Raw genomic sequence first — 26,966 nt, 5'->3', positions numbered from 1 at the left:
GATAGGATTGATTTTTTTCGATGTACATAGCGGCGTCCGGCCGAACAAAGAAACAAAATAGCTTTTAGAAAAAGTGGTGTGGAATATGAGAGTAATTTCTGGATCAAAAAAAGGCCGTTCCCTAAAGGCCGTGCCGGGAACATCAACAAGACCGACAACCGACAAAGTGAAGGAATCCATTTTCAATATGATCGGCCCTTATTTTGACGGGGGCAGGGGACTGGACTTATTCGCGGGGAGCGGAGGACTTGGAATCGAAGCGCTTTCACGCGGGTTTGAGCATTGTATATTCGTTGACCGTGATTTTAAAGCGATTCAAACGGTAAAATCAAATTTAAAAACGCTGGAGCTTACAAAACATGCACAGGTATACCGCAATGATGCGGAACGGGCTTTGCACGCTGCTGCAAAAAGAGAAACTGCCTTTCGAGGCATTTTTCTTGATCCGCCGTATAAGGAACAAAAGCTGAAAGCGCTTTTAACGATGATTGACGAATATCAAATGCTGGAAGAAGACGGCTTTATCATTACTGAGCATGACAGAGAGGTCGAGCTTCCCGAAGCCGTAGGAGATCTTGTGATGACAAGAAAAGAAACCTATGGACTTACAGGTGTAGCGATTTATAAAAAGAGGGGGTAGTGTTGTGGCGAGTATAGCTGTCTGTCCCGGCAGTTTTGATCCGGTGACCTACGGGCATCTGGACATCATCAGACGCGGGGCGCATATTTTTGAACAAGTGTATGTGTGTGTGTTGAATAATTCTTCAAAAAAACCTTTGTTCAGTGTAGAAGAACGGTGTGAGCTTTTGAGAGAAGTGACAAAAGACATCCCGAACATAACAGTTGAAACGTCGGAAGGGCTATTAATTGATTATGCAAAAAGAAAAAATGCGAAAGCGATTTTAAGAGGCTTGAGAGCGGTGTCTGATTTTGAATACGAGATGCAGGGGACATCTGTAAACCGTGTGCTTGATGAATCCATTGAAACGTTTTTTATGATGACAAACAATCAATATTCGTTTTTAAGTTCAAGCATTGTCAAAGAAGTGGCAAGATACAATGGCACTGTATCAGAGTTTGTGCCGCCGGAAGTAGAGCTGGCGCTTCAGCAAAAATTCAGACAAGGATGAGGGTTTTAACTCATCCTTTTTTTGTGCCGTTTGTCAGTCTGAAAGAACAAATGATAATGTACGTAAACAGTGCGCATAATGTGACAACAGGTCCAATCTGCACCAGCTGATTCCAGCCGTTTATAAGTGCTGTTGGCATTTCTCCGCTATGAAGAGATTTGAAAACATACTGATATGGATCATTCCATGCCGTGTATAGAGGTTTCCATAAAAGCATGACGAAGACGGCGGCATAAACGCCCTGCAGCAAACGCGCGATAAAGAATGGTTTAAATCTGATATCGGTTTCCGATAAAATACCTGCCACTTGAGCTTGAACAGAAAAGCCGCTAAACCCGAGAATAAAGCTGACGATAATGGCTTGTTGCAGAAGAGTAACGTCTGTTTCGCTGACAAGCTTGCTTCCCAGCGTGATTTCAAACATTCCTGATAATAGAGGGATGTCCAATTGAGCCGGAAGCTGAAACAAGGTCAGCGCGCCTTTTGTGAATACAGACAGAATATCAGTCAGCTGCACCACGGATAACAGCCTGTTAAAGACAGAAAACAAAATAATAAACCCGCCTACCATGAGAAGCGTTTGAACAGAAGATGTCACGGCGTCGCCTAAAATTTTTCCCAGAGGCCGTTTTTCCGCTAGTCTGGCGGTATGCAGAGCGTGTAAAGCATCTTTGATCGAAGGAAAAGGAATCGTTTTCTTATTTCTGAGATGCTGCTCTTCTTTGCGTCCATAGGAACGCATCGTTAAACCGACAGCCAGATTCCCTAAATAGTGTGCGGTAGCTAATAATATTCCTAATGACGCGTTTTGAAAGAAACCGACGGCAACAGCGCCAAAAATAAAGAGCGGATTTGAAGAATTGGTAAACGACGCAAGCCGTTCTGCTTCTACTCTTGAAATCTGTTTTTCCTGCCGCAGACGGGCAGTGAGTTTTGCTCCAGCTGGGTTTCCTGATGCCATTCCCATTGCAAGAACGAAGCCGCCGACACCCGGCACGCGAAAGATCGGCCGCATAAAAGGCTCAAGCAAAACACCGACAAACCGCACAATGCCAAAACCGATTAAGAGTTCAGACAGAATGAAAAATGGCAGCAATGACGGAAACACAACCTCCCACCACATAGAAAGCCCGGTTTTAGAGGCTTCGAATGAGGCCTGCGGATGTGAGATGACAGTCGCTGTTAAAAAAAGAAAAAACGAAGCAATTAAAAGTGTATGAATCTTCGACAAGTTCATTCTTACCTCCCCGATGCTAAAAATGCCCAATCACATGTATATCATGATAAAATATGTATGACACGAAACGGCCAAGCAGTACCTGTCCTTTTGAATCTTTGTACTAATATACGAGCATAGGGGTTCAGTTTAGACCATAGAATTCGGTATACAGGGAATTCAGGCAGGAGGTTAACGCTTTGGTTAAACCTAAAATCGGGTTAGCGTTAGGATCGGGAGGGGCCAGGGGGCTCGCTCATCTCGGTGTGCTCTCCAGTTTACATAAGCATCAAATTGAAGTGGATATGATTGCGGGGAGCAGCATGGGCGCTTTGGTAGGTAGTTTCTATGCCGCCGGCCACGATGTGGCAACGATGGAGAAAGTCGCTAAAGCCTTTAAACGGAGGCTTTATGCTGATTATACGGTTCCGAGGCTCGGTTTTTTAAAAGGTGATCGCGTCAGGCAGCTTGTGCATGCTTATACATTCGGAAAACCGATCGAAGAGCTTCAAATCCCGCTGGGCATTGTGGCGTGTGATTTACAGACAGGAGAAAAGATTGTGTTCCGCAAGGGCTCGGTGTCAGATGCGGTGCGGGCCAGCATCAGCATACCAGGTATCTTTATTCCGCAGAAGCTGGACGGACGGTTTCTTGTAGACGGCGCGGTCGTCGACCGAATCCCGGTTTCTGTTGTCAAAGGCATGGGGGCTGATATTATCATCGCTTCGGATGTCTCTAGGGTTCGAAAAACCGAAACGGCGGCGCATATTTTTGATGTGATTATGCAAAGTATGGATATACTGCAAAATGAATTGGTGCGACATCAAACGATTGCCGCGGATATCATGATTCGCCCTTCTCTTGAAACATACAGCTCCAGCTCGTTTGCTAATATTGAAGCAATGATATCGGCAGGCGAGGAAGCGACAGACCGAATGATCAGCAAGATAAAAAAAGAAATAGAGAATTGGGAGGGCTCATAATTTGCTGCGTAAAAAACATTTTAGCTGGATGCTTGTCATCCTCATCCTGATTGCCGTTTTATCATTTGTAAAACTTCCATACTATATTACAAAACCGGGAGAAGCGACAGAGCTTGCTTCACTGATAAAAGTGGAGGGAGGCTACCCGGAAACAGGTAGTCTGTCCTTAATGACTGTCAAAGTGGGACCGGCTAATCCGTTTACATATGTGTGGGCGAAGGTACACTCTTATTATGAAATAGTTCCTGATGAAAGCATCAAGGAAGAAGGCGAATCAGATGAGGAGTATATGAAAAGGCAGCTCCAAATGATGAAAAGCTCGCAAGAAAATGCCGTCATAGCGGCCTATCAAAAGGCAGGAAAAAAAGTCAGTTATTCCTTTAACGGCATATACGCTAGCTCAGTTGTAGAAAACATGCCCGCAAAAGGAAAAATAGAAGTCGGTGATAAAATTATTAGCGCAGACGGCAAAAACTATCAGTCTGCTGAAAAGCTGATTGATTATATCAGCAGCAAAAAAGCGGGAGATAAAGTCCGGTTAAAAATTGAAAGAGAAGAAAAAGAAAAGATGATCACCCTTACATTAAAACAATTTCCTGATGAGCCGGAACGGGCAGGCATCGGAGTTTCGCTCTATACGGACAGAAACGTAAAAGTGGAGCCCGATATTGATTTTGAAATCGAAAATATCGGCGGCCCGTCAGCAGGGTTAATGATGTCTCTGGAAATCTATAATCAGCTGACAAAACCAGACGAAACAAAAGGCTACGAGATTGCGGGAACCGGTACCATTGATGTTGACGGAAAAGTAGGCCCGATCGGCGGCATCGATCAGAAAGTCGTCGCCGCGAACAAAGCCGGAAAAGACATTTTCTTCGCCCCAAATCAAAACGGCGCCAGCAATTCCGATTATAAAAACGCAGTGAAAACAGCAAAAGATATTGATTCAGATATGAAGATTGTGCCTATTGATACGATGCAAGACGCGATTGATTATTTGAATAAGCTGAAAGCGAAAAGCACCTGATACTCAGGTGCTTTTTCTATATATTTAAAAAACGTTGTTCATCCTCGTCATATCGAATTGGTGCATGTCCGTATTCCTGCAGGTCAAACTCAGTTCTCAGCGGTTCTTCTATCGGCAGGCTGTAGATTCTGCTTGCTTTTATATCCAGATCGAGTGCGGGATGGGAGAAAGAGGACAGTTTGCTGACAAGCGGAACGGACATCGCTTTTTTCTTTTCCGATAAATAAGCCTGTCCTTTTTTCGTCATGCCGAGAAGCCTAATATAAGGCACCTCTTCGTCGGCAAGCAGCTTATGCATCTCCTGTTTGTTCGTTCTGGTTAAAATGTGCGTGTTCATCCGCTGGAGCCTTGTCCACGTATAACGTTTTGTTTTCAGCAGCTCCATAAATTCCTGATAGGAGCTGGCTTTTCTGATCGAACGAAGAATTCTGTGTTCTAAGCCTTCCTCCACCTCGTATACGTGCTGTAATTCCTGTGCTGTTACAGTCGACAGGCTGTATTTTAAGTAAGAAAAATAGCTTTCAGGTGTATGCCACAATCCGAAAGATTTTCGGTAATGTGCTAATTCACTTGCGGATGTACCAGGAAGAAAACGAAGGCAGGCTTCAAGATTCTGTTCAAACATCGCTTTTCTGATACTTGTGGCGCTTGCGATATGGTTTTCGCCTTCAGGAAGGTCGGCATCATGATAGTCCGAGGAAATGCGCGCTGTGGTATAAGGTTTCGTTGGATATCCCCCGGAAAGAATGGAAGTGACATAATGATATCCCAGAATGTTGTTTGGCTTTGATAAATCAAGCGCATTTTCTGTATGTAAAATGGATCTGAAGGCGATAGCTGCCGCGGCTGGGTAACTGGCCCCCTTTTTAAGTTCTTCTTTGATACACTGATCAAATGTATGCTTATGCTCATCAATAAGCTTTGCTGTTTCTATAAACGGCTTAATATCACCATCTTCACTCCCGAAAAAAAGCGCCTCGCATCCAAGTTTGTTCAGGATGGAAACACTGCCGCGTGCGAAAATCTCCGCCTTTTGCACCGCATAAAGATAAGGCAGTTCAATGACAAGATCGACTCCGCTTTGCAGCGCCATTTTTGTTCGGGCCCATTTTGACACTACAGCCGGTTCTCCGCGCTGTAAAAAATGTCCGCTCATTACAGCAACAGCCGTGTCACATCCGGTTTGCCGCTTTGCTGTTTGGGCATGATAAAGGTGACCGTTATGAAAGGGATTATATTCAACCACCAATCCGACAGCTTTCATATTTTTTCCGCCTTTCTTGCTATGTTTAAAAACGTATGGTACATTTGCAAATGGAAACTCTTACGTCTTATTTTTATTCTAAGTGTATGCATCGCATATACCGCTGTCAACGATACTTGAATGGCAGCATTATGCTGTAAAGAAAAAATATTGACAAAAACAATCTTAAAAGCTATAATCATGTTTGTTGCTTTCATGAGGTGATACAAATGAAATGGACGATTTATCAGCTGCATCAAATGCCAAACCAAAGTTTTGAGTTTGATGAAACAGTTGAGTTAAATGAGCTGACAAAGCTGAATTCTGACATCCGCCGCATTTCTCCCGTTCGGGTGAAGGGCAGAGCGGATATTAAATCGAAACAGGTTTCGTTTGATTTTACGATTTCAGGCGAAATGGTTTTGCCATGCTCAAGAACACTCGTTGATGTTGCGTATCCATTTGAAATTTCAACAAAAGAACTGTTTATATTTCATCAGACGGATGATATAGAAGATGATGACGTTCACATTGTTGAGGACGATACTATCGACTTAACTCCGATCGTGAAAGAAGAAATTCTTTTAGAAATCCCTATGCAAATCTTTTGTGAATCTGAACAAGAAAAAGGAGCTGCTCCTCAAGAAGGAAAGGACTGGCAAGTCATTTCAGAGGAAGACAAGAAGAATCAAGTTGATCCGAGACTTGCAGCCCTCGAAAAGCTCTTAAAACAAGATGATGAATCTTAACTCTTTAAGGAGGTGGGAATAATGGCTGTACCTTTTAGAAGAACTTCTAAAATGAAGAAAAGATTGCGCCGTACACATTTCAAACTTAATGTACCTGGTATGACAGAATGTCCGTCATGCGGAGAGATGAAATTGTCTCACCGTGTATGCAAAGCATGCGGATCATACAACGGCAAAGACATAAATGTAAAAAGTAACTAATAAGAAAAGCGCAGGGTGAAAGCCCTGCGCTTTTTCTTTTTCTCTTCCTGTCAGCTTGCGGAAAATTTGTAAGTGCAAATAGTCTATCTAATCTATTACCGGCATATGTATGAGATAAATAAGCTGACATGGAGGGAGATTAAATTTGACCATTACAAGACAAGATGCTTGGACTCAGGATGAGGATTTGCTGCTGGCAGAAGTGGTGCTTCGCCATATTCGAGAGGGAGGAACACAGCTATCAGCCTTTGAGGAGGTTGGAAGAGCGCTGACCAGAACCGCAGCAGCCTGTGGGTTCAGGTGGAACTCGTATGTGAGAAAACAATACCAATCAGGCATAGAGCTTGCAAAAAAGCAGAGGAAAGAACTGAGAAAACAAATCGGCGTTCATTCGGTCAATTTGCCGAATTCCGTAAAGCAGACCGCCGCGGCAGCGTCAACAGAAGGAAAACGAGATTTGTCCATTCAGGATGTCATTCAATTTCTCGAACAATTCAAAGAAACGCCGTCTGCACATGAATTTCAGCTCGAAAGGGAAAAATTGAAGAGGCAAATCCAATCGCTGCAAAAGGAGCTTGAGGATTTACGGAGTGAAAATCAAACATTGAGGAACCAGCTAGAGATGACAGAAGAGGATTACAAGGCGCTGATCGATATTATGGACCGGGCCAGAAAAATGGTTGTTTCTAAGGAAGACGGAAGAATGAAAAAAAAGGCTCAAGAAACGTAATAAACGCCTGAAATGAACCGGCCGTAGAGTGTGAATAGGCCGGTTGTTTTTATTTCTATGCAGATTCTCCCGGTGTCATTTCTTGATCCATATCAGGGTGCCAGATGAGCGGGTTTTCCCCTTTGTCCCGCGCCATATCATATTTAACAGTTTCAAAGTTCATTTTATTCCAAAATTCCGCTGATTTCATTCGCGGATTTGTCCGAATCGGCATTTTGAATGATTTAGCAAATTCAACCAACGCTTTCCCGTATCCCCTGTTTTGGTAGCCCGGAAGAACCTCAAGCTTCCAAAGCTCCAAATAATCCTGATGATTGTCGAAATAAGGATTCGATTTGCCATTAACTTGATATAAACTCATTCGAGCTACAAGTTTATCCCCAAAATAAATCCCGTAAAAAGGCGAAGTGCTGTCATTTTCAATAATATTATCCTGAAGATCTTCAAGCATTGAAAGCTCCTGAATGCCGTATTCTTTGAACTTCTTGAATTCTTCAAGCGTTTTATAGTTGACGAGCAGACGTTCTACCTTTACCATGCAATCTCCCCCTTTGTTGTTTCTACATATATTGTAAACGCTTTATTTAAAAAATCCAAATATTAAAACTTTAATTTTAAGCACACGGAACCTTTGAGAAGTAATTTGTTCGTACTTCTGCTATGATAATACGTAAATGTTAATTGGGTGTGACAACATGAAAATTGGGATTATCGGCGGAGGCTCTGTCGGTCTTTTATGCGCCTATTATTTGTCACTGTATCACGAGGTGACTGTTGTGACGAGGCGGAAAGAGCAGGCTGCGGCCATTCAGTCTGAAGGGATCCAGCTGGATAAAGGCGGAGAAGAATTCAGTGCTGATTGCAGTGCGGACACGAGTATCAATTCGGATTTTGATCTGCTTGTCGTGACAGTAAAGCAGCATCAGCTCCAGTCTGTTTTTCCGTCGCTTGAACGGATCAGGAAAACGAATATATTATTTTTGCAAAACGGTATGGGGCATATCCACGACTTGAAAGAATGGCGCGTTGGCCATTCCATTTATGTTGGAATTGTTGAGCACGGAGCTGTTAGGAAATCGGATACAGCTGTTGATCATACGGGTTTGGGTGCGATAAAATGGAGCGCGTTCGATGACGCTGAACCAGATCGGCTCAACATTTTGTTTCAGCACAACCATTCGGATTTTCCGATTCGTTATGAGGCGGATTGGTACCGCTTGCTGACGGGCAAGCTGATTGTTAACGTTTGTATCAATCCGTTAACCGCGTTATTGCAGGTGAAAAATGGAGAACTGCTGACAGCGCCGGCTTATCTCGCTTTTATGAAGCTGGTTTTTCAGGAGGCGTCCCGCATTTTAAGGCTTGAAAACGAAGAAGAGGCTTGGGAGAGGGTTCGGGCCGTTTGCGGGCAAACGAAAGAAAACCGCTCTTCTATGCTGGTTGACGTTATCGAAGGCCGGCAGACGGAAGCTGACGCCATTATCGGATATTTATTGAAGGAAGCTAGCATTCGCGGCCTTGATGCTGTCCACCTCGAGTTTTTATACGGGAGCATTAAAGCTTTGGAGCGAAATACAAACAAAGTCTTTTGAGCTTTTTCTGTAACATGCTATACTCATTTCGGATAACTAACTATTTATTTAGAAAGGAAGTTCTAGAAGATGCAGCTAACTGAACTTTCCATCAAAAATCAGAATGTGTTTGTACAGCACTATATAGATGGCAAAGAAGAAATGTCTTCTTTTTTTGATTACAGCATTCATCATAAGGACATGTGGCGCGACAGACTGAAGGACTTATCCTCCCGGTTTTTCGCAAGAGAGGAGTTGGCGGCATACTTATCCTCTTACCATCATAAATTCGGTTCAAGTGCCATGCAGTCTGCTATTGAGAAGCTGAAGGATCCGTCAAGCGCAGCTGTTGTCGGCGGACAGCAGGCAGGACTTTTAACAGGACCGCTTTATACTATACATAAAATCATTTCAATCATTGTGTTAGCAAAGGAACAAGAAAAGCAGCTGCAAGTGCCTGTCATACCGATTTTCTGGGTGGCCGGAGAAGACCACGATTTGGATGAGATTAATTTTGTCCATACATCTGAAGAGAATGGTCCTGTGAAAACAAAGCTGCCCCAGTCTTATTGGAAGAAATCTTCGGCAGCGAGCACAACTCTTGATCAGGAAAAATGCGCCGCATGGATAGATGGTGTATTTGCCGCTTTTGAAGAAACAGACCATACGAATACACTTCTCGACAATGTGAAGCGATGTTTAAGTGAATCTGTTACATTCACTGATTTCTTTGAACTGCTGATCGCGGATCTGTTCCAAGAGGAGGGGTTAGTTTTATTAAACTCTGGAGATCCGGGGATTAAAAAGCTTGAAACGGCCATGTTCCAAAAGATTCTCCGGGAAAATGATGAACTCGCCCTTGCTGTTTCAGATCAGCAGGCCTTCATGCGTGAAGCTGGCTACAAGCCGATTATCGAGTCTGGAAAAGAGCAGGCGAATCTGTTTTATGAATATGAAGAAGAGCGTTTTTTAATTGGAAAAGACAACGGCCGTTTTGTCATCAATGAGCTTGATATGGGATGGACGATGGATGAACTTTATACACATATAGAAGAACATCCTGAGCGCTTCAGCAATAATGTGGTAACGAGACCGTTAATGCAGGAATACCTCATTCCGACTTTAGCCTTTATTGCAGGGCCTGGAGAAATTAACTACTGGGGTGAGCTTAAACAGGCCTTTACGGTGATGGGCTTTAAAATGCCTCCGGTTATGCCGAGGCTGAATATTACGATACTTGAACGGCATATTGAGAAAAAATTGCTTGAACGGGATATCTCATTACAAGATGCGATTGAACGCGGTACGGAGAATCAAAGAGAGATATACTTTGAGCATCAGATTCCGGAAGAGTTTACCGCGGTGATGGATCAGGCGAAAAGCCAAATTGAAGCGGTTCACAAAACGGTAAGGAACGAGGCGTTAAAGGTTGATCAAAGCATGGAACCTTTACTCCTGAAGAACGCCGCTTTTATTCAGGATCAGCTTCAATTTTTAGAGCGGACAGTGACGAAACGAATTGAAGAAAAAGAAGGCTGCGTCTTGAAGGATTATGAGAGAATCCAAAATAGCATTAAGCCGTTGCTTGCGCCGCAAGAGCGAATTTGGAATATCATGTATTATTTGAACAGGTACGGTCCAAAATTCTTCACATCATTCAAGAATCTGCCATTTTCTTTTCAAAATCAACATCAAGTTGTCAAACTTTGAAATAAAGTTTTAAAGAACCCTGACTAGTTCAGGGTTTTTTTTTATGGGTAAACAGTGTAAAATGAAGTTGTGGAGAGAAGTGGTGGATAGTGGTGAGTTTAGGAGAGAAAGTGGGGCAAGAGATCATGTTTATGGGTGAATATCAGCATACCATCGATGCGAAGGGCCGCATGATCGTACCCGCTAAATTCAGAGAAGGCCTTGGCGAGCAGTTTGTGCTGACCAGAGGGCTTGACCAATGTCTCTTCGGCTACCCTATGCACGAATGGAAACAAATTGAAGAAAAACTAAAAGCACTTCCTCTCACTAAAAAAGATGCCCGCGCGTTTACCCGTTTCTTCTTTTCAGGGGCGACCGAATGCGAACTGGACAAGCAAGGCAGGGTAAATATCGCATCATCTCTATTGAATTACGCCAAACTGGAAAAAGAATGTGTTGTTATCGGGGTTTCTAATCGAATTGAATTGTGGAGTAAAGTAATTTGGGAACAATACACAGAAGAGCAAGAAGATTCATTTGCTGAAATTGCTGAAAACATGATTGGGTTTGATATATAATGATTCTTCGTGTATAACACTCTAAAAACAATTTCAATTCATCCTGATAAAAGGTGGGACCAACACAATATGTTTCAACACAAAACAGTACTTCTTCGTGAAACCGTAGACGGGCTTAATATTAAACCGGACGGTACATATGTAGACTGCACACTCGGCGGAGCTGGGCACAGTACATACTTATTGCAGCAATTATCCGAGAAGGGGCGTTTAATCGCTTTTGACCAAGACGATACGGCATTAGAGCATGCCAAAGAAGCGTTGTCCGATTATAAAGGACAGCTCATTCTGATGAAAAGCAATTTCAGGTATTTAAAAGAATGTTTGAATGAACAAGGTATTACTGAAGTAGACGGTATTTTATTTGATTTAGGGGTATCCTCCCCGCAGCTGGATACACCGGAACGCGGATTCAGTTACCATCATGACGCACCGTTGGACATGAGGATGGACCAGTCGGCCACGCTTACGGCGAAAGAAGTCGTTAATGAGTGGCGCTATGAGGATCTCGTCCGTATCTTCTTTAAATACGGCGAAGAGAAGTTCAGCAAACAGATCGCCAGAAAAATTGAAGAGGCAAGAATCAAATCTCCTATTCAAACTACGGGCCAACTGGTCGATCTAATAAAAGACGCGATTCCCGCTCCAGCGAGAAGGAGCGGAGGACATCCCGCTAAACGCGTGTTTCAGGCAATCAGAATTGCCGTGAACGATGAACTTAAGGTGTTTGAAGAGGCTTTGGAGCAGGCAATAGAGGTTCTGAAACCAGGGGGAAGGGTATCAGTCATCACCTTCCACTCGCTTGAAGACAGAATTTGTAAATCTACTTTTAAAGAAAAGTCGTCACTTCCGGAACTTCCTCCGGGTCTTCCTATCATACCGGAAGAGTTTGAACCAGAACTTAAACTCATCACGCGAAAACCGATTACGGCATCTCAGGAAGAGCTTGAAGAAAACAACCGGGCTCGTTCTGCGAAGCTTCGGATTGCCGAAAAAAGAAAATAACGAAACACAAACGCAAAATAAAAAGGAGGTCATCAGCCTATGAGCAATTTAGCTTACCAACCAGAGAAACAGCAGCGGCATGCGATCAGTCCTGAGAAAAAAGTGATTGTCAAGAAAAGGGCTTCCATTACTCTCGGAGAAAAAGTGCTTCTTGTCCTCTTTGCTGCGGTGGTGCTCAGCGTATCGCTTTTGATCGTATCAAAGGCGTATGCGGCATATCAAACCAATATTGAGGTGCAAAAGCTTGAGGAGCAAATTTCATCCGAAAATAAGCAAATTGGTGACCTCGAAAAAAACGTTGCTGATTTAAGCAAACCGCAGCGCATTATGGACATTGCGGAAAAGAACGGCTTGAATTTAAAAGATAAAAAAGTGAAAAACATACAGGAATGATTCAAATGCCAAAAAAGAATAAATTTATGAATAGAGGAGCAGCGATTCTAAGTATTTGTTTCGCTCTCTTTTTCTTTGTTATCCTTGGGAGAATGGCATATATTCAAATAACCGGAAAAGCGAATGGCGAGGTGCTTGCGACAAAAGCGACAGAGCAGCATGAAAAGAAACGGCCCATCGAAGCAAGCCGCGGCTCGATTTTAGACCGAAACGGTAAAGTGATTGCGGAAGATACAGCAACGTATAAGCTGATTGCCGTTCTTGATAAAAAAATGACCACTGATAAAAAGCATCCTCAGCATGTTCAAAACAAAGAAAAAACGGCGGAAGCGCTCTCTAAAGAGATTAAGATGGACAAGGCTGATATCCTTGATATCTTAAACAAGGATTTAAAGCAAGTGGAGTTCGGTTCAGCGGGCCGGGATATTACGTATTCGCAAAAGAAAGAAATCGAAAAGTTGAAACTCCCGGGCATTTCATTTTTACGGGATACCAAACGCTACTATCCAAATGGTGTTTTTGCATCCAATCTAGTAGGGTATGCCGAGGTTGATGAAGACACAAATGAAATTTCCGGCGCGATGGGACTAGAAAAAGTGCTGGATAAGTATTTGAAGGAGCGGGACGGATATGTGACCTATGAAAGCGACAAATCCGGCTGGGAGCTCCCGAACAGCAAAAATAAAATTACAGCACCAAAAAATGGTGACAATGTTTATTTAACCATTGACCAGAAAATCCAAACCTTTTTGGAAGACAGCATGACAAAAGTGGCGAAAAAATACAATCCGAAAAAAATCATGGCAGCAGTCGTCGATCCGAAAACGGGCAAAGTGCTTGCCATGGGACAGCGCCCAAGCTTTGATCCGAACACCCGCGATGTGACAAACTACTATAATGATTTGATTTCATATGCATATGAACCCGGGTCAACGATGAAGATTTTTACACTTGCTGCTGCGATGCAGGAAAATGTGTTTAAGGCGAATGAAAAATACAAATCTGGTACGTTTGAAGTTGGCGGGGAACCTGTGAAGGATCATAATCAGGGTGTAGGCTGGGGGCCGACAACGTATCATGACGGCGTCCTAAGATCGTCGAATGTTGCATTTGCGAAACTGGCGAAAGAAAAGCTGGGTTACGACCGCCTCAATCAGTACTTACACAAATTCAACTTTTATCAAAAAACAGGTATTGATTTGTCTGGAGAAGTCTCCAGTAAAATCAACTTTAAGTATGAATTTGATAAAGCATCAACCGCATATGGACAAGCTTCTGCTGTTACACCGATTCAGCAGCTTCAGGCCGCAACAGCAATTGCGAATGACGGCAAAATGATGAAACCGTATGTCATTGACCATATTGTTGATCCAGATACAGATAAAACCGTTTATCAAAATAAGCCTGAATCAGCTGGAACTCCAATTTCTGCAAGCACTGCGAAAAAGGTGCGAGATATTTTGGGAGAAGTCGTTACATCGAAAATCGGAACAGGGAAGCCCTATAAAATCGAAGGGTTTGATGTTGCCGGAAAAACAGGTACTGCACAAATAGCAGGTAAAGGCGGATATTTAGGCGGTTCAGATAATTATATCTTTTCGTTTATGGGTATGGCGCCAAAAGATGACCCTGAGCTTTTAATCTATGTTGCTGTACAGCAGCCGCAGTTAAAAGCAGGGCAAAGCAGTTCAGATCCAGTATCAGAAATCTTCAACCCAACAATGAAAAACAGCCTGCACTACCTGAACATCGAACCAACTGAAAAATCTGACTCGGATAATGAAGAAACAAAAGCGCAGACGATGCCTGATTTAACAGACCAAACGGTAGCCGGTGCTCAAAAGAAAGCAAAAGAAGAAAATCTCACACCGGTTGTCATCGGCAGTGATGTCGCTGTAAAAGAACAGTACCCGAAAGCGGATGAGGAGGTTCTGACCAATCAGAAGGTCTTCCTGAAAACGGGCGGTAAAATCAAAATGCCTGATATGACAGGCTGGTCGAGAAGAGAGGTTCTTCAGTACGCCGAGCTGGCGGGAATTCACATTGAAGTAAGCGGACAGGGCTATGCTGTCAGCCAAAGCGTTAAGAAAGACAAAGAAATAAAAGACAAAACCGTCATCAAGGTAACGTTTAAAAATCCTGATTAAATAGAGAGAAAGCTTGCCGGGGATTTCCCTACTATGCAGGCTTTCTTTTTTTATACCTTCAGAGGAGCATCGTTCTACTTGTCCAAGTTCAGGCATAAAATGAAACAAGCTTAAATAAGGAGTGAACGGTCTCTTGCGCGTCTCGAATGTAACGGTTAGAAAACGTTTATTATTTGTTTTGCTTTTTGGCGTGATCGTGTTTCTGATCATTGATACAAGGCTGGGATATGTTCAGTTTGTGATGGGTGAGAAACTGACTTCGCTGGCAAAGGATTCTTGGAGCAGGAATTTGCCGTTCGAGCCGGAGAGAGGCGAGATCCTTGATCGCAACGGTGTGAAGCTCGCAACAAACAAAAGTGCGCCGACCGTATTCGTCGTGCCGCGCCAAGTTCAGAATCCGATGAAAACGAGCAAGCAGCTTGCGGCGGTTTTAAACATGTCAGAAGAAAAAGTATATAAGCACGTGACCAAAAAAACGTCAATCGAAAAGATCACTCCTGAAGGGAGAAAGATTTCAAATGAAAAGGCGAAAGAAATCAAAGCGCTCGATTTAAAAGGTGTGTATGTTGCTGAGGACAGTATCCGCCATTACCCGTTCGGCAGCTTTTTGTCTCATGTGCTTGGATTTGCCGGAATTGACAACCAAGGTCTCCTTGGTCTAGAAGCTTATTACGATGATGATTTAAAAGGGGAAAAGGGCTCTGTTAAGTTTTATACAGATGCCAAAGGAAAGAAGATGCCTGATGAAGCGGACGACTATACTCCGCCTAAGGACGGGCTTGATATGAAGCTGACAGTTGATTCAAAGGTTCAAACGATAATGGAAAGAGAGCTTGATAACGCTGAGGCTAAATATCATCCAGACGGTATGATTGCCGTGGCCATGAATCCGAAAAACGGAGAAATATTGGGAATGTCCAGCAGGCCTGACTTTGACCCTGCTGATTATCAATCAGTCGATCCGTCCGTCTACAATCGGAATCTGCCGGTATGGAGCACGTATGAGCCGGGATCTACCTTTAAAATTATTACACTTGCAGCAGCTCTTGAAGAGCAAAAAGTAAATTTGAAACGTGATCAATTTTATGATAAAGGGCATGTGGAAGTGGACGGAGCGAGACTGCGGTGCTGGAAAAGAGGCGGGCACGGGCTGCAGACGTTTCTAGAAGTTGTACAGAATTCCTGCAACCCGGGGTTTGTTGAATTGGGCGAGCGCCTAGGCAAGGATAAGCTTTTCAAATATATCAAAGACTTTGGTTTCGGCCAAAAAACAGGAATTGATCTGCAAGGTGAGGGAACAGGAATCTTATTCCCGCTTGACAGAGTAGGTCCGGTCGAACAAGCAACTACGGCTTTCGGGCAGGGGGTATCTGTCACGCCGATTCAGCAGGTTACAGCCGTATCTGCCGCTGTAAACGGAGGAACGCTTTACACACCTTATATTGCAAAGGAATGGATCGACCCTGTAACGAAAAAAACGGTTAAAAAACAATCGCCAATCGCCAAGAAACAAGTCATTTCAGAGGGAACCTCCAAACAAATCCGCTACGCTTTAGAAAGCGTCGTCGCAGAAGGCACCGGCCGCAACGCATTTGTAGAAGGATACCGTGTCGGCGGAAAAACGGGAACTGCACAAAAGGTTAAAGATGGAAAATACCTTGAAAACAACCATGTTGTATCATTTATCGGTTTCGCGCCGGCTGACGATCCGAGTCTTGTCGTCTATGTCGCGGTGGATAACCCAAAAGGCACGATTCAGTTTGGCGGAACGGTTGCAGCGCCTATTGTCGGGAATATTATGAGAGACAGCCTGCCTGAGATTGGTGTCAAGCCTCGGAAAAATCAAATCGAGAAAAAATACAAATGGAACGACACAAAAACAGTAGAAGTTCCGAATGTTGTAGGGATGTCTATCTCAGAACTTGAGTCACTTTTGGTGAATCTCAATGTCGATGCTTCCGGGAAAGGAAGCAAAATCGTGAAACAATCGCCAGCTGCCGGAACGAAAGTAAAAGAGGGCTCAAAGATACGCGTTTATTTGACTGAAGAGGATGAAAAGGAGGCAGCCGATTGATTCGGGCTGCCTATATTTTATTGCAGAAAAATGCTATGATCTTTCAAGATTAGCTGGATGTATCCTTTTATTTACGCTAAAATATGAACTGTATGCTTTAAAATCATTATCACATCAATTGACGTGACTTCAATGATAAAAAGAACGAATTAGAATGTTGAGAGGTTTGATACGATGAAACTGACAAAGCTGCTTACATACTTAACAACCGAACCTTCTGTAAACGACTCACAAGACCCTGAAATAACTTCAATTGAGATGGACTCCAGGGAAGTAAAGAAAGGGAGTCTTTTTGTATGTGTAAAAGGGTATACGGTGGATGGCCATGATTTTGCGCAAAAAGCAGCAGAAAGCGGCGCAGCGGCTATTGTGGCAGAAAGAGAGCTTGATGTGGATGTGCCTGTCATTATTGTCCGGCAGTCACTGCGAGCGCTCAGCGTTTTGTCTGATGCGTTTTACGGACAGCCGACGAAGAAGCTTCAGCTGATCGGGATCACAGGCACAAACGGAAAAACATCAACGACCCACATGGTCGATGAGATTCTGAAAAAAGCGGGAAAACGCACAGGCTTAATCGGCACAATGTACATGAAAATCGGCGAAGAAACACTTCCCGTTAAAAACACGACACCTGAAAGCGTCACGCTGCAAAAAACGTTTAAGAAAATGAATGACAAGCAAGTTGACACTGCCATCATGGAGGTTTCTTCTCACGCATTGTCTTTAGGTCGTGTTCATGGCTGTGATTATGATATTGCCGTGTTTACGAATTTAACGCAGGACCATCTGGACTATCATAAAACGATGGATGAGTACCGACAGGCAAAAAGCCTGCTCTTTTCTCAGCTTGGCGGGGCTTTCGACCATGAACATCCAAAGCGTGCCGTACTGAACGCTGACGATGAGGCGAGCGCTTATTTTGAAAAGGTGACCGCAGCGCATATTTGTACATACGGAATAAAAAACAACGCTGATGTGATGGCGAAGAACATCAATATCACGGCACAGGGCACAAGATTTGATCTTGTGACAAACAAAGGCACTAAACATATCACAATGTCGCTCGTCGGACAGTTTAACGTGTATAACGTGCTGGCGGCTGTTGCAACATGTATTGCAGCAGGCATACCGTTTGAAACGATCACTGAAGCGGTAGAAGAATTGCATGGCGTAAGAGGCCGTTTTGAATTGGTTAATCAGCAGCAGGAGTTTCCAGTCATTGTTGATTACGCGCATACGCCGGACAGCCTTGAAAATGTACTGAAGACATGCAAAGACATGACAGAAGGTAAGCTTTTTGTCGTTGTCGGCTGCGGGGGAGACAGAGATAAGACAAAACGCCCGAAAATGGCTAAAATCGCTGCGGAGCTGGCTGACGAACCGATTTTCACTTCAGATAACCCGAGAAGCGAAGATCCCCGCGCGATTTTAAGAGATATGGAAGCTGGAGTAGAGAATGCATACTACCATAGCATTGCAAACCGCGAGCAAGCGATCTTTTTCGCGATTGCCAATGCCAAAAAAGGCGATGTTGTTCTCATTGCAGGAAAAGGGCATGAAACCTATCAGCAGATCGGAAACGAAACCTTCGATTTTGACGATGCTGAAGTGGCGGCGAGAGCGATTGTCGAACTCAATAAGAATAAGACAAATTCATAGGAAAGAGATGTTATTGAATAATGGAGCTTCAAAAGATTTTTCATATGGAAAAAGATCATGAATATGATAACTACGTATGTCGTTTGAAAGAAACAGGAGGAGAAAAGGACAATGCTTGAGCAAGTCATTCTGTTTACAATTTTAATGGGGTTTTTAATTAGTGTTCTGCTCTCTCCGATTCTTATTCCGTTTTTAAGAAGATTAAAATTCGGCCAAAGTATTAGAGAAGAAGGACCGAAATCACATCAGAAAAAATCAGGGACGCCGACAATGGGCGGGGTCATGATCATACTTTCTATCATTGTGACAACAATTGTGATGACACAGAAGTTTTCAGAAATAAGCCCGGAAATGGTGCTGCTTCTGTTTGTTACGCTCGGCTACGGTTTGCTTGGCTTTTTAGATGATTACATCAAGGTCGTCATGAAGCGCAACCTTGGATTGACGTCAAAGCAAAAGCTGATCGGACAAATTATCATTGCGGTTGTATTTTATGCCGTGTACCATTACTACAATTTCGCGACGGATATTCGCGTGCCTGGAACTGATTTATCATTTGATCTTGGTTGGGCTTACTTTATCCTGGTGCTCTTTATGCTTGTCGGCGGGTCAAATGCGGTTAACCTGACTGACGGTCTTGACGGTTTATTATCCGGTACGGCTGCGATTGCTTTTGGCGCCTTTGCCATCCTGGCATGGAATCAGTCTCAATATGACGTAGCGATTTTCTCAGTTGCCGTTGTCGGTGCGGTGCTGGGCTTCCTTGTATTTAATGCTCATCCGGCCAAAGTCTTTATGGGAGATACGGGATCACTGGCATTGGGAGGAGCCATCGTTACCATTGCTATTTTAACGAAATTAGAGATCCTGCTTGTTATCATCGGCGGTGTATTCGTTATTGAGACATTATCCGTTATTCTGCAGGTCATCAGCTTTAAAACGACAGGTAAACGAATCTTTAAAATGAGTCCGCTTCATCACCATTATGAGCTTGTCGGCTGGTCTGAATGGAGAGTCGTCGTGACGTTTTGGACTGCGGGACTTTTGCTTGCCGTTTTAGGAATTTACATCGAGGTGTGGTTATAAGTGGAAAACGATCAATTTTTACAGAATCAGCATTTTTTAATCCTTGGGCTCGCGAAAAGCGGGTATGCGGCGGCATCTATTCTTCATGAAAAAGGCATGTATGTTGCGGTCAATGACCAAAAACCTTTTGTAGAAAACGAACCAGCGCAAAAGCTTTCTGAAGCAGGCATTGAGGTTGTTTGCGGAGAGCATCCTGTTTCTCTGTTCGATCAGCATCAAATCACGGTTCTAATCAAAAACCCCGGCATTCCTTATGAAAATATCATGGTTCAGGAAGCGGAAAAAAGAGGCATCCCGGTTTGGACGGAAATTGAGCTCGCTTACTACCTGACAAACGCCAAGTTTATCGGGATTACCGGATCGAATGGAAAAACAACCACGACAACGCTGATTTATGAAATGCTTAAAGCTGACTCGCAAAAAGCGCTGATTGCCGGAAACATCGGCACTGTCGCAAGCGAAGTTGCTTATCATGCTGATGGGGATGAATGGATCGTTACTGAACTTTCTTCGTTTCAGCTGATGGGAACACACGCTTTCAGGCCGGAAATCAGCTTGATTTTAAACATATTTGACGCTCATTTGGATTATCACCATACACGAGAAAACTATGAAAAAGCGAAACAGAAAGTGTATCTTCATCAGAAAGCTTCAGATAAAGCCATTGTTAATCAGAATGATGAAACTGTCGTGCGTCTGGCTGAAGACGGAAAAGCCGAAGTCATCCCATTCTCAGTCAGCAAAACGCTTGAAAAGGGCGCTTATGTAAAAGACGGTATGATGATGTTCAACGGCGAAGCCATTCTTCCTCTGGAAGAGGTTGTGCTGCCCGGCGCACATAACATGGAGAACATTTTAGCTGCCATTGCAGTTGTGAAAACGGCAGGAGTGTCCAACGAAGCAGTCAAAAAGGTGCTGACAAGCTTTACTGGCGTCAAGCACCGTCTCCAATATGTCACAACAGTGCAAGGCCGCAAGTTTTATAATGATAGTAAAGCAACAAACATTTTGGCGACAACCAAGGCGCTTTCAGCTTTTGACAAACCGGTCATTCTGCTTGCGGGCGGACTGGATCGCGGAAATGGTTTTGACGATTTGAAACCGTATATGAAGCATGTCAAAGCAGTGCTTACATTTGGCCAGACAGCGCCGAAACTCGAGAAGCTCGGCAATGAGATGGGAATACAACATGTCAAACGTGTCGATAATGTTGAACAAGCAGTATCTGCGGCGTTTGCGCTCTCAAATGAAGGCGATGTCATCCTGCTGTCACCTGCGTGTGCGAGCTGGGATCAATTCAAAACATTTGAAGAACGCGGTGACATGTTTATAGATGCCGTGCATATGCTTAAGTAAGGGCTTGTCTTGAAGTAAATCGGCAGCCCTAATGACTTTAAGCTTGGGGTGTCGGTTGCTTTGACTACTAAAAAAACATCGCCTGATTTGTTATTGGTCATCATTACGCTATTATTATTAACAATCGGATTAATTATGGTGTACAGTGCGAGTGCCGTATGGGCGGATTATAAATTTGACGACTCTTTCTTTTTCGCGAAACGGCAGCTGCTGTTTGCGGGAATCGGCGTTATTGCCATGTTTTTTATTATGAATGTTGATTATTGGACGTGGAGGACATGGTCCAAATTATTGATGGTTATTTGCTTTTTCCTCCTGATGCTTGTTTTGATACCAGGCGTCGGCATGGTGCGGAACGGCTCAAGAAGCTGGATCGGGGTCGGGGCATTCAGCATACAGCCTTCAGAGTTTATGAAGCTTGCGATGATTGCATTCCTTGCTAAATTTCTCTCTGAAAAGCAAAAAAACATAACATCATTCAGACGGGGATTTATCCCGGCACTTGGCATCGTGTTTTCAGCGTTTTTGATTATCATGTGCCAGCCTGACCTTGGAACAGGGACAGTAATGGTTGGGACTTGTATTGTCATGATTTTTGTAGCCGGCGCGCGCATCGCCCATTTCGTTTTTCTCGGGCTGATCGGACTCAGCGGATTTGTTGGACTGGTACTATCGGCTCCATACCGAATTAAGCGGATTACCTCCTACTTAAATCCGTGGGAAGATCCGCTCGGCAGCGGTTTTCAAATCATTCAATCGCTTTATGCGGTGGGGCCCGGCGGATTGTTCGGAATGGGGCTAGGACAAAGCAGACAGAAGTTCTTTTATCTGCCTGAGCCGCAAACAGACTTTATTTTCGCCATATTGTCAGAGGAACTTGGCTTTATCGGGGGGACCCTTATTTTGCTCCTCTTCAGCGTTCTGCTGTGGAGAGGGATCAGAATTGCCCTCGGCGCACCTGATCTGTACGGAAGCTTTGTCGCAGTCGGCATTATTTCAATGATTGCCATTCAAGTCATGATTAATATTGGTGTAGTAACGGGCCTTATTCCGGTAACAGGCATCACGCTGCCGTTTTTGAGCTACGGAGGCTCATCATTGACCCTGATGCTGATGGCCGTCGGCGTTCTGCTGAACGTGAGCCGATACTCGAGGTATTAATGAATGTATTGCCGAGCGTCCTGTGAACAGGAAGCCTGAGAAACAATTGATGCGATAACCCTGTCCAACAAAACAGGGTTATCGCTATGTTATAGAGAAACTTAGACTGGGGGAAGAGATATGCGAATTGCAATAAGCGGAGGCGGTACAGGAGGACACATTTATCCTGCTCTTGCCTTTATTAAAGAAGTGCAGCGCCGTCATCCTGAAGTGGAATTTTTATATATCGGAACAGAAAACGGGCTGGAGAAAAAAATTGTTGAACGGGAGAATATACCGTTTCGTTCAATTGAAATTACAGGCTTTAAAAGAAAGTTGTCATTTGAAAACGTCAAAACTGTGATGCGTTTTCTGAAGGGCGTAAAAAAGAGCAAATCGTATTTAGCGGAATTTAAGCCTGATGCCGTGATCGGAACGGGCGGTTACGTATGCGGGCCGGTTGTCTATGCCGCTGCGAAAATGGGAATTCCGACTATTGTCCATGAACAAAACAGCCTGCCGGGCATCACGAATAAGTTTCTTTCAAAATATGTTAATAAAGTAGCGATCTGTTTTGAAGAAGCAAAATCACATTTTCCTAGCGAGAAAGTGGTATTTACGGGAAACCCGAGAGCCTCTGAAGTCGTCTCAATAAAGACGGGCCGATCGATGGCGGAATTTGGGCTTTCTGAAGAGAAAAAAACGGTCTTAATCTTCGGCGGAAGCCGAGGCGCCGCACCGATTAACCGTGCTGTTATTGACATGCAGAATGCGCTGAAAACTAGAGACTACCAAGTGCTGTATATCACCGGTGAAGTTCACTATGAAAAAGTGATGAATGAGCTGAAAAGCAAGGGTGCCGCTGATAATATGGTCACCAAGCCGTTTCTTCATCAAATGCCGGAGTATTTAAAGGCCATAGATGTCATTGTGGCCAGAGCCGGGGCGACAACGATTGCCGAAATTACTGCTCTCGGAATCCCAAGTGTTCTGATCCCAAGCCCATATGTAACAGCGAATCACCAGGAGGTCAATGCGAGATCTCTCGGCCAGCATGATGCGGCGATTGTTCTGAAAGAAACAGAGCTCAGCGGGGAAAAGCTGATTGCTGCGCTTGACCGGATTGTACTGAATGAGCAAACGTTAAAGGAAATGAGCGAACGGACAAAGTCACTCGGTGTTCCTGACGCGGCTGCCCGTTTATACAGCGTACTCGAAGAATTGAAAAAATAATAGAAAAGCAAATGGAATGCGGAGGTTTACGATGGAGAAAGTGATACAGGAATTAAAAGAACGCGAAGTCGGCAAGGTTCTTGCAAATGAACCGCTCGCGAATCATACAACGATGAAAATCGGCGGCCCTGCGGATGTATTGGTGATTCCAAGCAGTGTAGATGCTGTCAAAAATATCATGGACGTTATTAAAAAATATGATGTGGAGTGGACAGTCATCGGCCGCGGGTCAAACCTTCTTGTTTTAGATGAGGGAATCAGAGGCGTAGTGATTAAGCTGGGGGCAGGCCTTGACCATTTGGAGCTTGACGGAGAACAAGTAACGGTCGGAGGCGGTTATTCAGTGGTCCGTCTTGCTACATCATTGAGTAAAAAAGGCTTGTCCGGTTTGGAATTTGCTGCGGGTATTCCAGGATCAATCGGTGGAGCGGTTTATATGAATGCCGGCGCTCACGGTTCTGATATGAGCGAAATCCTCGTCAAAGCGCATATTTTATTTGAAGATGGCACAATTGAGTGGCTGACGAATGAGCAGATGGATTTCAGCTACAGAACGTCTGTATTGCAACAGAAACGTCCGGGCGTTTGCCTTGAAGCTGTTCTGCAGCTGGAGCAGAAGGATAAGGAATCAATCGTTCAGCAAATGCAAAGCAATAAAGACTACAGAAAAAATACACAGCCGTATTCAAGCCCGTGTGCTGGAAGCATATTCAGAAATCCGCTTCCGAATCATGCCGGAAACCTTGTCGAAAAAGCAGGCTTGAAAGGATATCAAATCGGCGGTGCAAAAATTTCGGAGATGCACGGAAACTTCATCGTCAATGCGGGCGGAGCATCAGCAAAAGATGTGCTTGATCTTATTGACCATGTGAAAAAGACAATTCGTGAAAAATACGAGATTGATATGCATACAGAGGTTGAAATCATCGGCGAAAATCGCTGATTCAAGTTCTGACTGAAGCTGTTCATATGATATACTGTAAGCAAACGACAAACGGCATCATAGTATGCCGTTTGTTTTGGAATAGACAGACTTTTAACAGCTGTTTCATTTGAATGAGGTGAACAGGCAATGAACCCGGGGCATGACCGAGAAAAAATCGTAAACATTGAAGAACGGATTCCTAAAATTAAAGAGCAGCGGAAACAGAAGGCAAACCGCCGTCTCATTTCATTTATTATGCTTTTTTTTATGATGGTGTTGATCATTGTGTATCTTCAGACGCCAATCAGTAAAGTTTCGACAATCTCTGTAACAGGGAATGAGAATGTATCCAAAAAGGAAATTATTCACCTTTCCGATATCAACAGTGGAGATACCGAGTTTTGGAGTTTGGACAAGAAAAAAACAGAAAAGAAGATTCAGCAAAATAAATTAGTGAAAAAAGCGGAGATCAGCAAATCGCTTCCTAATAAAATCAACATTGCGATCGAAGAATATAAAGCGATTGCTTATTTAGAAAAAGACAATGTGTACTATGAAGTGCTTGAAAATGGTTCCGTTCTGCCAAACGAAGTAACGCCGGATGATGCCGGACCGATTTTGGTGAATTGGACTAACGCAAAAAAACGGTCTCAAATGGCTAAGCAGCTTAATGCTTTGTCAAATTCGTTAAAACAGTCAATATCAGAAATCTACTATACACCTGTAAAAATGGATGAAAACCGTATTAAATTGTACATGAACGACGGTTATGTTGTCACTGCGTCTATAAAAACCTTTGCAGACCGAATGAAAACGTATCCTTCTATCATTTCACAGCTTAGCAGCAGTAAAAAGGGAATTATTCATTTAGAGGTTGCCACCTATTTTGAAGAGTTTGGAAAAAACGATAAATCTGCTAAAAAGGAAGATGAAAATTGAGGGGCAAATCAGCAGTCCTTCTTTCTTTGATCATGCTTATCGCAGGCTTTTTGATTTCATTTTCTTTTCAAATGACTAAAGAAAATGAAAAAGGAGCGGCTGAGTCAGAAGAGTGGAAAAAAGAATATGCGCTGAGAGATGAACTGTTGAAACAGGAGAAAGAAAATAAGACTCTTGAAAAAGAATTGTATCAAAAGCAAAATAAAGTCCGTCAGGCAGAAAATAAGCTGAAAAAAGAAAAGACGGAATACTATAACGTCCTTGAAGATACAGAAAAATACAGAATGTATATTGGGGAAGTCGGTGTGCAGGGAGGGGGCGTTGAGGTGACCTTGGAAGATGCGTCGTACATACCGGAAGGGGAGAATGTGAACAGTTACATCGTTCACGAAAGCCATATCTTTCAAGTGGTAAACGAATTGTATATTTCGGGTGCGGCGGCTGTTGCCGTTAATGGCCAGCGTTTGACACATGATTCCTATATCAAGTGCAACGGTCCCGTTGTAACGGTAGACGGAGTGCAGCATCCCGCTCCGTTTACGATATCAGCTATTGGAGATCCTGATGTTCTGCTGCCTTCGTTAAATATAGCAGGAGGCCTGATCGATCAGCTGTCAATGGATCATATTTCTGTTTCCGCAGAAAAAGAGAAAAACGTTCAAATGAAACCGATTCTGAAAACGAAGGAATGACTGAAAAAGCGGGTGAAACAGATTGAAAATAAAGCGTTCCTTCATAAGCATCAGTGTGCTTATGATCATCTTCGGCATCATGATAGCTGTTCAGTTTAACTCATTAAAGCACCCCAAAGTCCGAGACACGAGAGATATGTGGGATATAAGGGAAGAGCTGACTTCAGAGCAGAAGAAGCAGGAAAAGCTGCTGGATGAAATAAACAAATATGATAAATTGCTGAATAGCTATTCGCAAACGAAAGAAATGACAAAAGAAACCGCGCTCAATAATACCTTGCAAACCTTAAAAAAAACAGCCGGCATGACCGATATAACAGGTAGCGGAATTGTCATCACCATATCTCCGCTTTTTTCTGAAAGTTTAACAGGAGAGCCGATCAAAAATCCGCCTCCGGATTTGCTGAAGAAGCTGATCAATGAACTCAACTCCTTCGGTGCAGAACAAATCTCTATTAATGAGCGAAGAGTTGTGAATCATACAGTCATAAGGGATATAAACGGCACAACGAAAATAGACGGATACGGCCTTGACGATTATCCTTTAACAGTAAATGTGCTTGCCAAAGATCCGGTCATGCTGTACAGCAGAGTGAAGGGATCAGGCCTTGAGGATCTCTTTGCATCTGAAAATTTAGCATTAAAAGCCGGTAAATCTGAAAGCGAACTGACATTAAAAGCATATGACAGGCCATTGGATGTACAACGGCTAAAACCGCTTAAAGACTGAAAAGGAGGAGAACCGTCATGTGGCTGCCCGTATTGGGGCTGGTGCTCGGAATTGCGCTTGGACTGATGACAAACTTAACGATACCGAGTGAATACTCAAACTATTTATCGCTTGCGGTGCTTGCCGCGCTTGATACATTAATCGGCGGAATCAGGGCGCATTTACAAGGTGCATATGATGAAATGGTATTTGTTTCCGGTTTCTTTTTTAATATTATATTGGCAATAAGTTTAGCTTTTCTGGGAGTCCATCTTGGTGTAGACTTGTATTTAGCAGGTATATTCGCATTTGGAGTCAGATTATTTCAGAATATTGCCGTGATCAGAAGAAATCTACTAACAAAGTGGACTCTTTCTAAAAAAAATAAAAAAAATGTGATATAAAAGAGGATATACATAGGATATAACGAATATTTTCAATAAACATAAAATGTGAAGAGCACATAAGGAATATTCCGTTGTTATTTTTTG

Annotated in this window: 28 protein-coding genes; 24 read left to right on the top strand and 4 right to left on the bottom strand. The window is 43.4% G+C overall.

Annotated elements, in window-relative coordinates; all coding sequences use genetic code 11:
- Nucleotides 1-85: 85 nt before the first annotated feature.
- Entirely contained in the window at nt 86-640 is a 555-nt protein-coding gene (gene rsmD / locus V6D41_RS06625) for a 16S rRNA (guanine(966)-N(2))-methyltransferase RsmD (RefSeq protein WP_148961905.1), read from the top strand.
- A 4-nt stretch (nt 641-644) separates the two neighbouring features.
- Complete coding sequence (gene coaD / locus V6D41_RS06620) at nt 645-1,130, top strand: pantetheine-phosphate adenylyltransferase (RefSeq protein WP_148961904.1); 486 nt, start codon at nt 645-647, stop codon at nt 1,128-1,130.
- A 10-nt stretch (nt 1,131-1,140) separates the two neighbouring features.
- On the opposite strand, the gene spoVV is transcribed toward coaD, so the two are convergent.
- Nucleotides 1,141-2,367 (bottom strand): dipicolinic acid transporter SpoVV, encoded by a 1,227-nt coding sequence (gene spoVV / locus V6D41_RS06615; RefSeq protein ID WP_333517660.1) that lies wholly within the window; start codon nt 2,365-2,367, stop codon nt 1,141-1,143.
- A 179-nt stretch (nt 2,368-2,546) separates the two neighbouring features.
- On the opposite strand from spoVV, the gene V6D41_RS06610 reads away from it, so the two are divergent.
- Entirely contained in the window at nt 2,547-3,329 is a 783-nt protein-coding gene (locus V6D41_RS06610; protein ID WP_333517659.1) for a patatin family protein, read from the top strand.
- A 1-nt stretch (nt 3,330) separates the two neighbouring features.
- Entirely contained in the window at nt 3,331-4,356 is a 1,026-nt protein-coding gene (gene ddcP, locus V6D41_RS06605) for a protease DdcP (RefSeq protein WP_333517658.1), read from the top strand.
- Between the two features lie 16 nt (nt 4,357-4,372).
- On the opposite strand, the gene V6D41_RS06600 is transcribed toward ddcP, so the two are convergent.
- On the bottom strand, nt 4,373-5,620 hold the full coding sequence (locus V6D41_RS06600) for a nucleotidyltransferase (protein ID WP_333517657.1): 1,248 nt from the start codon (nt 5,618-5,620) through the stop codon (nt 4,373-4,375).
- Nucleotides 5,617-5,802, bottom strand: coding sequence for a hypothetical protein (locus V6D41_RS06595; protein WP_148961899.1), 186 nt, complete (start codon nt 5,800-5,802; stop codon nt 5,617-5,619). The genes V6D41_RS06600 and V6D41_RS06595 overlap by 4 nt, the downstream gene beginning before the upstream one ends.
- Nucleotides 5,803-5,829: 27 nt before the next feature.
- Here V6D41_RS06595 and V6D41_RS06590 point away from each other — a divergent pair, with 27 nt between their 5' ends.
- The 3 genes from V6D41_RS06590 (at nt 5,830) to gerR (ending at nt 7,279) form a co-directional block, all read left to right on the top strand.
- The gene (locus V6D41_RS06590) at nt 5,830-6,348 is read left to right on the top strand and encodes a YceD family protein (protein WP_333517656.1); all 519 of its coding nucleotides are present in this window, start codon (nt 5,830-5,832) and stop codon (nt 6,346-6,348) included.
- A gap of 21 nt (nt 6,349-6,369) precedes the next feature.
- Complete coding sequence (gene rpmF / locus V6D41_RS06585; RefSeq protein WP_003154457.1) at nt 6,370-6,549, top strand: 50S ribosomal protein L32; 180 nt, start codon at nt 6,370-6,372, stop codon at nt 6,547-6,549.
- A gap of 145 nt (nt 6,550-6,694) precedes the next feature.
- On the top strand, nt 6,695-7,279 hold the full coding sequence (gene gerR, locus V6D41_RS06580) for a sporulation specific transcriptional regulator GerR (RefSeq protein WP_087992153.1): 585 nt from the start codon (nt 6,695-6,697) through the stop codon (nt 7,277-7,279).
- Between the two features lie 55 nt (nt 7,280-7,334).
- On the opposite strand, the gene V6D41_RS06575 is transcribed toward gerR, so the two are convergent.
- A complete protein-coding gene (locus V6D41_RS06575) occupies nt 7,335-7,817 on the bottom strand; it encodes an N-acetyltransferase (protein ID WP_087992152.1) in 483 nt (160 codons plus the stop codon).
- A gap of 157 nt (nt 7,818-7,974) precedes the next feature.
- On the opposite strand from V6D41_RS06575, the gene V6D41_RS06570 reads away from it, so the two are divergent.
- The 17 genes from V6D41_RS06570 (at nt 7,975) to V6D41_RS06490 (ending at nt 26,879) form a co-directional block, all read left to right on the top strand.
- Entirely contained in the window at nt 7,975-8,871 is an 897-nt protein-coding gene (locus tag V6D41_RS06570; RefSeq protein WP_333517655.1) for a 2-dehydropantoate 2-reductase, read from the top strand.
- A gap of 69 nt (nt 8,872-8,940) precedes the next feature.
- Nucleotides 8,941-10,560: a bacillithiol biosynthesis cysteine-adding enzyme BshC gene (gene bshC, locus V6D41_RS06565; RefSeq protein WP_333517654.1), complete on the top strand. Its 1,620-nt coding sequence runs from the start codon at nt 8,941-8,943 to the stop codon at nt 10,558-10,560.
- A gap of 125 nt (nt 10,561-10,685) precedes the next feature.
- Nucleotides 10,686-11,117: a division/cell wall cluster transcriptional repressor MraZ gene (mraZ, locus tag V6D41_RS06560; protein ID WP_003221402.1), complete on the top strand. Its 432-nt coding sequence runs from the start codon at nt 10,686-10,688 to the stop codon at nt 11,115-11,117.
- Between the two features lie 69 nt (nt 11,118-11,186).
- Entirely contained in the window at nt 11,187-12,122 is a 936-nt protein-coding gene (gene rsmH / locus V6D41_RS06555) for a 16S rRNA (cytosine(1402)-N(4))-methyltransferase RsmH (protein ID WP_333517653.1), read from the top strand.
- 39 nt (nt 12,123-12,161) lie between these two features.
- Nucleotides 12,162-12,515, top strand: a complete 354-nt coding sequence (gene ftsL / locus V6D41_RS06550) for a cell division protein FtsL (protein ID WP_148961893.1) — start codon at nt 12,162-12,164, stop codon at nt 12,513-12,515.
- A 5-nt stretch (nt 12,516-12,520) separates the two neighbouring features.
- Entirely contained in the window at nt 12,521-14,662 is a 2,142-nt protein-coding gene (gene pbpB / locus V6D41_RS06545; protein WP_442893048.1) for a penicillin-binding protein 2B, read from the top strand.
- A gap of 133 nt (nt 14,663-14,795) precedes the next feature.
- A complete protein-coding gene (locus V6D41_RS06540; RefSeq protein WP_333517651.1) occupies nt 14,796-16,736 on the top strand; it encodes a stage V sporulation protein D in 1,941 nt (646 codons plus the stop codon).
- Between the two features lie 174 nt (nt 16,737-16,910).
- Entirely contained in the window at nt 16,911-18,395 is a 1,485-nt protein-coding gene (locus V6D41_RS06535) for a UDP-N-acetylmuramoyl-L-alanyl-D-glutamate--2,6-diaminopimelate ligase (RefSeq protein ID WP_087992145.1), read from the top strand.
- Between the two features lie 111 nt (nt 18,396-18,506).
- Nucleotides 18,507-19,481 (top strand): phospho-N-acetylmuramoyl-pentapeptide-transferase, encoded by a 975-nt coding sequence (mraY, locus tag V6D41_RS06530; RefSeq protein WP_087992144.1) that lies wholly within the window; start codon nt 18,507-18,509, stop codon nt 19,479-19,481.
- Complete coding sequence (gene murD / locus V6D41_RS06525; protein WP_333517650.1) at nt 19,482-20,837, top strand: UDP-N-acetylmuramoyl-L-alanine--D-glutamate ligase; 1,356 nt, start codon at nt 19,482-19,484, stop codon at nt 20,835-20,837.
- Nucleotides 20,838-20,897: 60 nt separating this feature from the next.
- A complete protein-coding gene (spoVE, locus tag V6D41_RS06520; protein WP_333517649.1) occupies nt 20,898-21,998 on the top strand; it encodes a stage V sporulation protein E in 1,101 nt (366 codons plus the stop codon).
- A gap of 120 nt (nt 21,999-22,118) precedes the next feature.
- Nucleotides 22,119-23,210 (top strand): undecaprenyldiphospho-muramoylpentapeptide beta-N-acetylglucosaminyltransferase, encoded by a 1,092-nt coding sequence (gene murG / locus V6D41_RS06515; RefSeq protein WP_087992141.1) that lies wholly within the window; start codon nt 22,119-22,121, stop codon nt 23,208-23,210.
- A 31-nt stretch (nt 23,211-23,241) separates the two neighbouring features.
- Nucleotides 23,242-24,153, top strand: a complete 912-nt coding sequence (gene murB, locus V6D41_RS06510; RefSeq protein WP_202327700.1) for a UDP-N-acetylmuramate dehydrogenase — start codon at nt 23,242-23,244, stop codon at nt 24,151-24,153.
- 129 nt (nt 24,154-24,282) lie between these two features.
- Nucleotides 24,283-25,074, top strand: a complete 792-nt coding sequence (gene divIB, locus V6D41_RS06505) for a cell division protein DivIB (RefSeq protein WP_333517648.1) — start codon at nt 24,283-24,285, stop codon at nt 25,072-25,074.
- The gene (locus tag V6D41_RS06500; RefSeq protein ID WP_333517647.1) at nt 25,071-25,766 is read left to right on the top strand and encodes a DUF881 domain-containing protein; all 696 of its coding nucleotides are present in this window, start codon (nt 25,071-25,073) and stop codon (nt 25,764-25,766) included. The genes divIB and V6D41_RS06500 overlap by 4 nt, the downstream gene beginning before the upstream one ends.
- A gap of 22 nt (nt 25,767-25,788) precedes the next feature.
- Nucleotides 25,789-26,496: a DUF881 domain-containing protein gene (locus V6D41_RS06495; protein WP_333517646.1), complete on the top strand. Its 708-nt coding sequence runs from the start codon at nt 25,789-25,791 to the stop codon at nt 26,494-26,496.
- Between the two features lie 17 nt (nt 26,497-26,513).
- Nucleotides 26,514-26,879, top strand: coding sequence for a small basic family protein (locus tag V6D41_RS06490; RefSeq protein WP_333517645.1), 366 nt, complete (start codon nt 26,514-26,516; stop codon nt 26,877-26,879).
- Nucleotides 26,880-26,966: the final 87 nt, after the last annotated feature.

Source organism: Bacillus sp. 0102A, assembly GCF_036765155.1.
GTDB classification, from domain to species: domain Bacteria; phylum Bacillota; class Bacilli; order Bacillales; family Bacillaceae; genus Bacillus; species Bacillus subtilis_G.
Note: the sequence above shows the minus strand (reverse complement) of the source record. Positions and strands in the feature narration are given on the sequence as shown.

Excerpts from the sequence above, each read along its gene's own strand:
- rsmD (WP_148961905.1), top strand. The coding sequence starts at position 86 with ATGAGAGTAATTTCTGGATCAAAAAAAGGCCGTTCCCTAAAGGCCGTG.
- spoVV (WP_333517660.1), bottom strand. The coding sequence starts at position 2,367 with ATGAACTTGTCGAAGATTCATACACTTTTAATTGCTTCGTTTTTTCTT.
- V6D41_RS06600 (WP_333517657.1), bottom strand. The coding sequence starts at position 5,620 with ATGAAAGCTGTCGGATTGGTGGTTGAATATAATCCCTTTCATAACGGT.
- V6D41_RS06595 (WP_148961899.1), bottom strand. The coding sequence starts at position 5,802 with ATGATTATAGCTTTTAAGATTGTTTTTGTCAATATTTTTTCTTTACAG.
- V6D41_RS06590 (WP_333517656.1), top strand. The coding sequence starts at position 5,830 with ATGAAATGGACGATTTATCAGCTGCATCAAATGCCAAACCAAAGTTTT.
- rpmF (WP_003154457.1), top strand. The coding sequence starts at position 6,370 with ATGGCTGTACCTTTTAGAAGAACTTCTAAAATGAAGAAAAGATTGCGC.
- V6D41_RS06575 (WP_087992152.1), bottom strand. The coding sequence starts at position 7,817 with ATGGTAAAGGTAGAACGTCTGCTCGTCAACTATAAAACGCTTGAAGAA.
- V6D41_RS06570 (WP_333517655.1), top strand. The coding sequence starts at position 7,975 with ATGAAAATTGGGATTATCGGCGGAGGCTCTGTCGGTCTTTTATGCGCC.
- bshC (WP_333517654.1), top strand. The coding sequence starts at position 8,941 with ATGCAGCTAACTGAACTTTCCATCAAAAATCAGAATGTGTTTGTACAG.
- mraZ (WP_003221402.1), top strand. The coding sequence starts at position 10,686 with ATGTTTATGGGTGAATATCAGCATACCATCGATGCGAAGGGCCGCATG.
- rsmH (WP_333517653.1), top strand. The coding sequence starts at position 11,187 with ATGTTTCAACACAAAACAGTACTTCTTCGTGAAACCGTAGACGGGCTT.
- ftsL (WP_148961893.1), top strand. The coding sequence starts at position 12,162 with ATGAGCAATTTAGCTTACCAACCAGAGAAACAGCAGCGGCATGCGATC.
- pbpB (WP_442893048.1), top strand. The coding sequence starts at position 12,521 with ATGCCAAAAAAGAATAAATTTATGAATAGAGGAGCAGCGATTCTAAGT.
- V6D41_RS06535 (WP_087992145.1), top strand. The coding sequence starts at position 16,911 with ATGAAACTGACAAAGCTGCTTACATACTTAACAACCGAACCTTCTGTA.
- mraY (WP_087992144.1), top strand. The coding sequence starts at position 18,507 with ATGCTTGAGCAAGTCATTCTGTTTACAATTTTAATGGGGTTTTTAATT.
- murG (WP_087992141.1), top strand. The coding sequence starts at position 22,119 with ATGCGAATTGCAATAAGCGGAGGCGGTACAGGAGGACACATTTATCCT.
- murB (WP_202327700.1), top strand. The coding sequence starts at position 23,242 with ATGGAGAAAGTGATACAGGAATTAAAAGAACGCGAAGTCGGCAAGGTT.
- divIB (WP_333517648.1), top strand. The coding sequence starts at position 24,283 with ATGAACCCGGGGCATGACCGAGAAAAAATCGTAAACATTGAAGAACGG.
- V6D41_RS06490 (WP_333517645.1), top strand. The coding sequence starts at position 26,514 with ATGTGGCTGCCCGTATTGGGGCTGGTGCTCGGAATTGCGCTTGGACTG.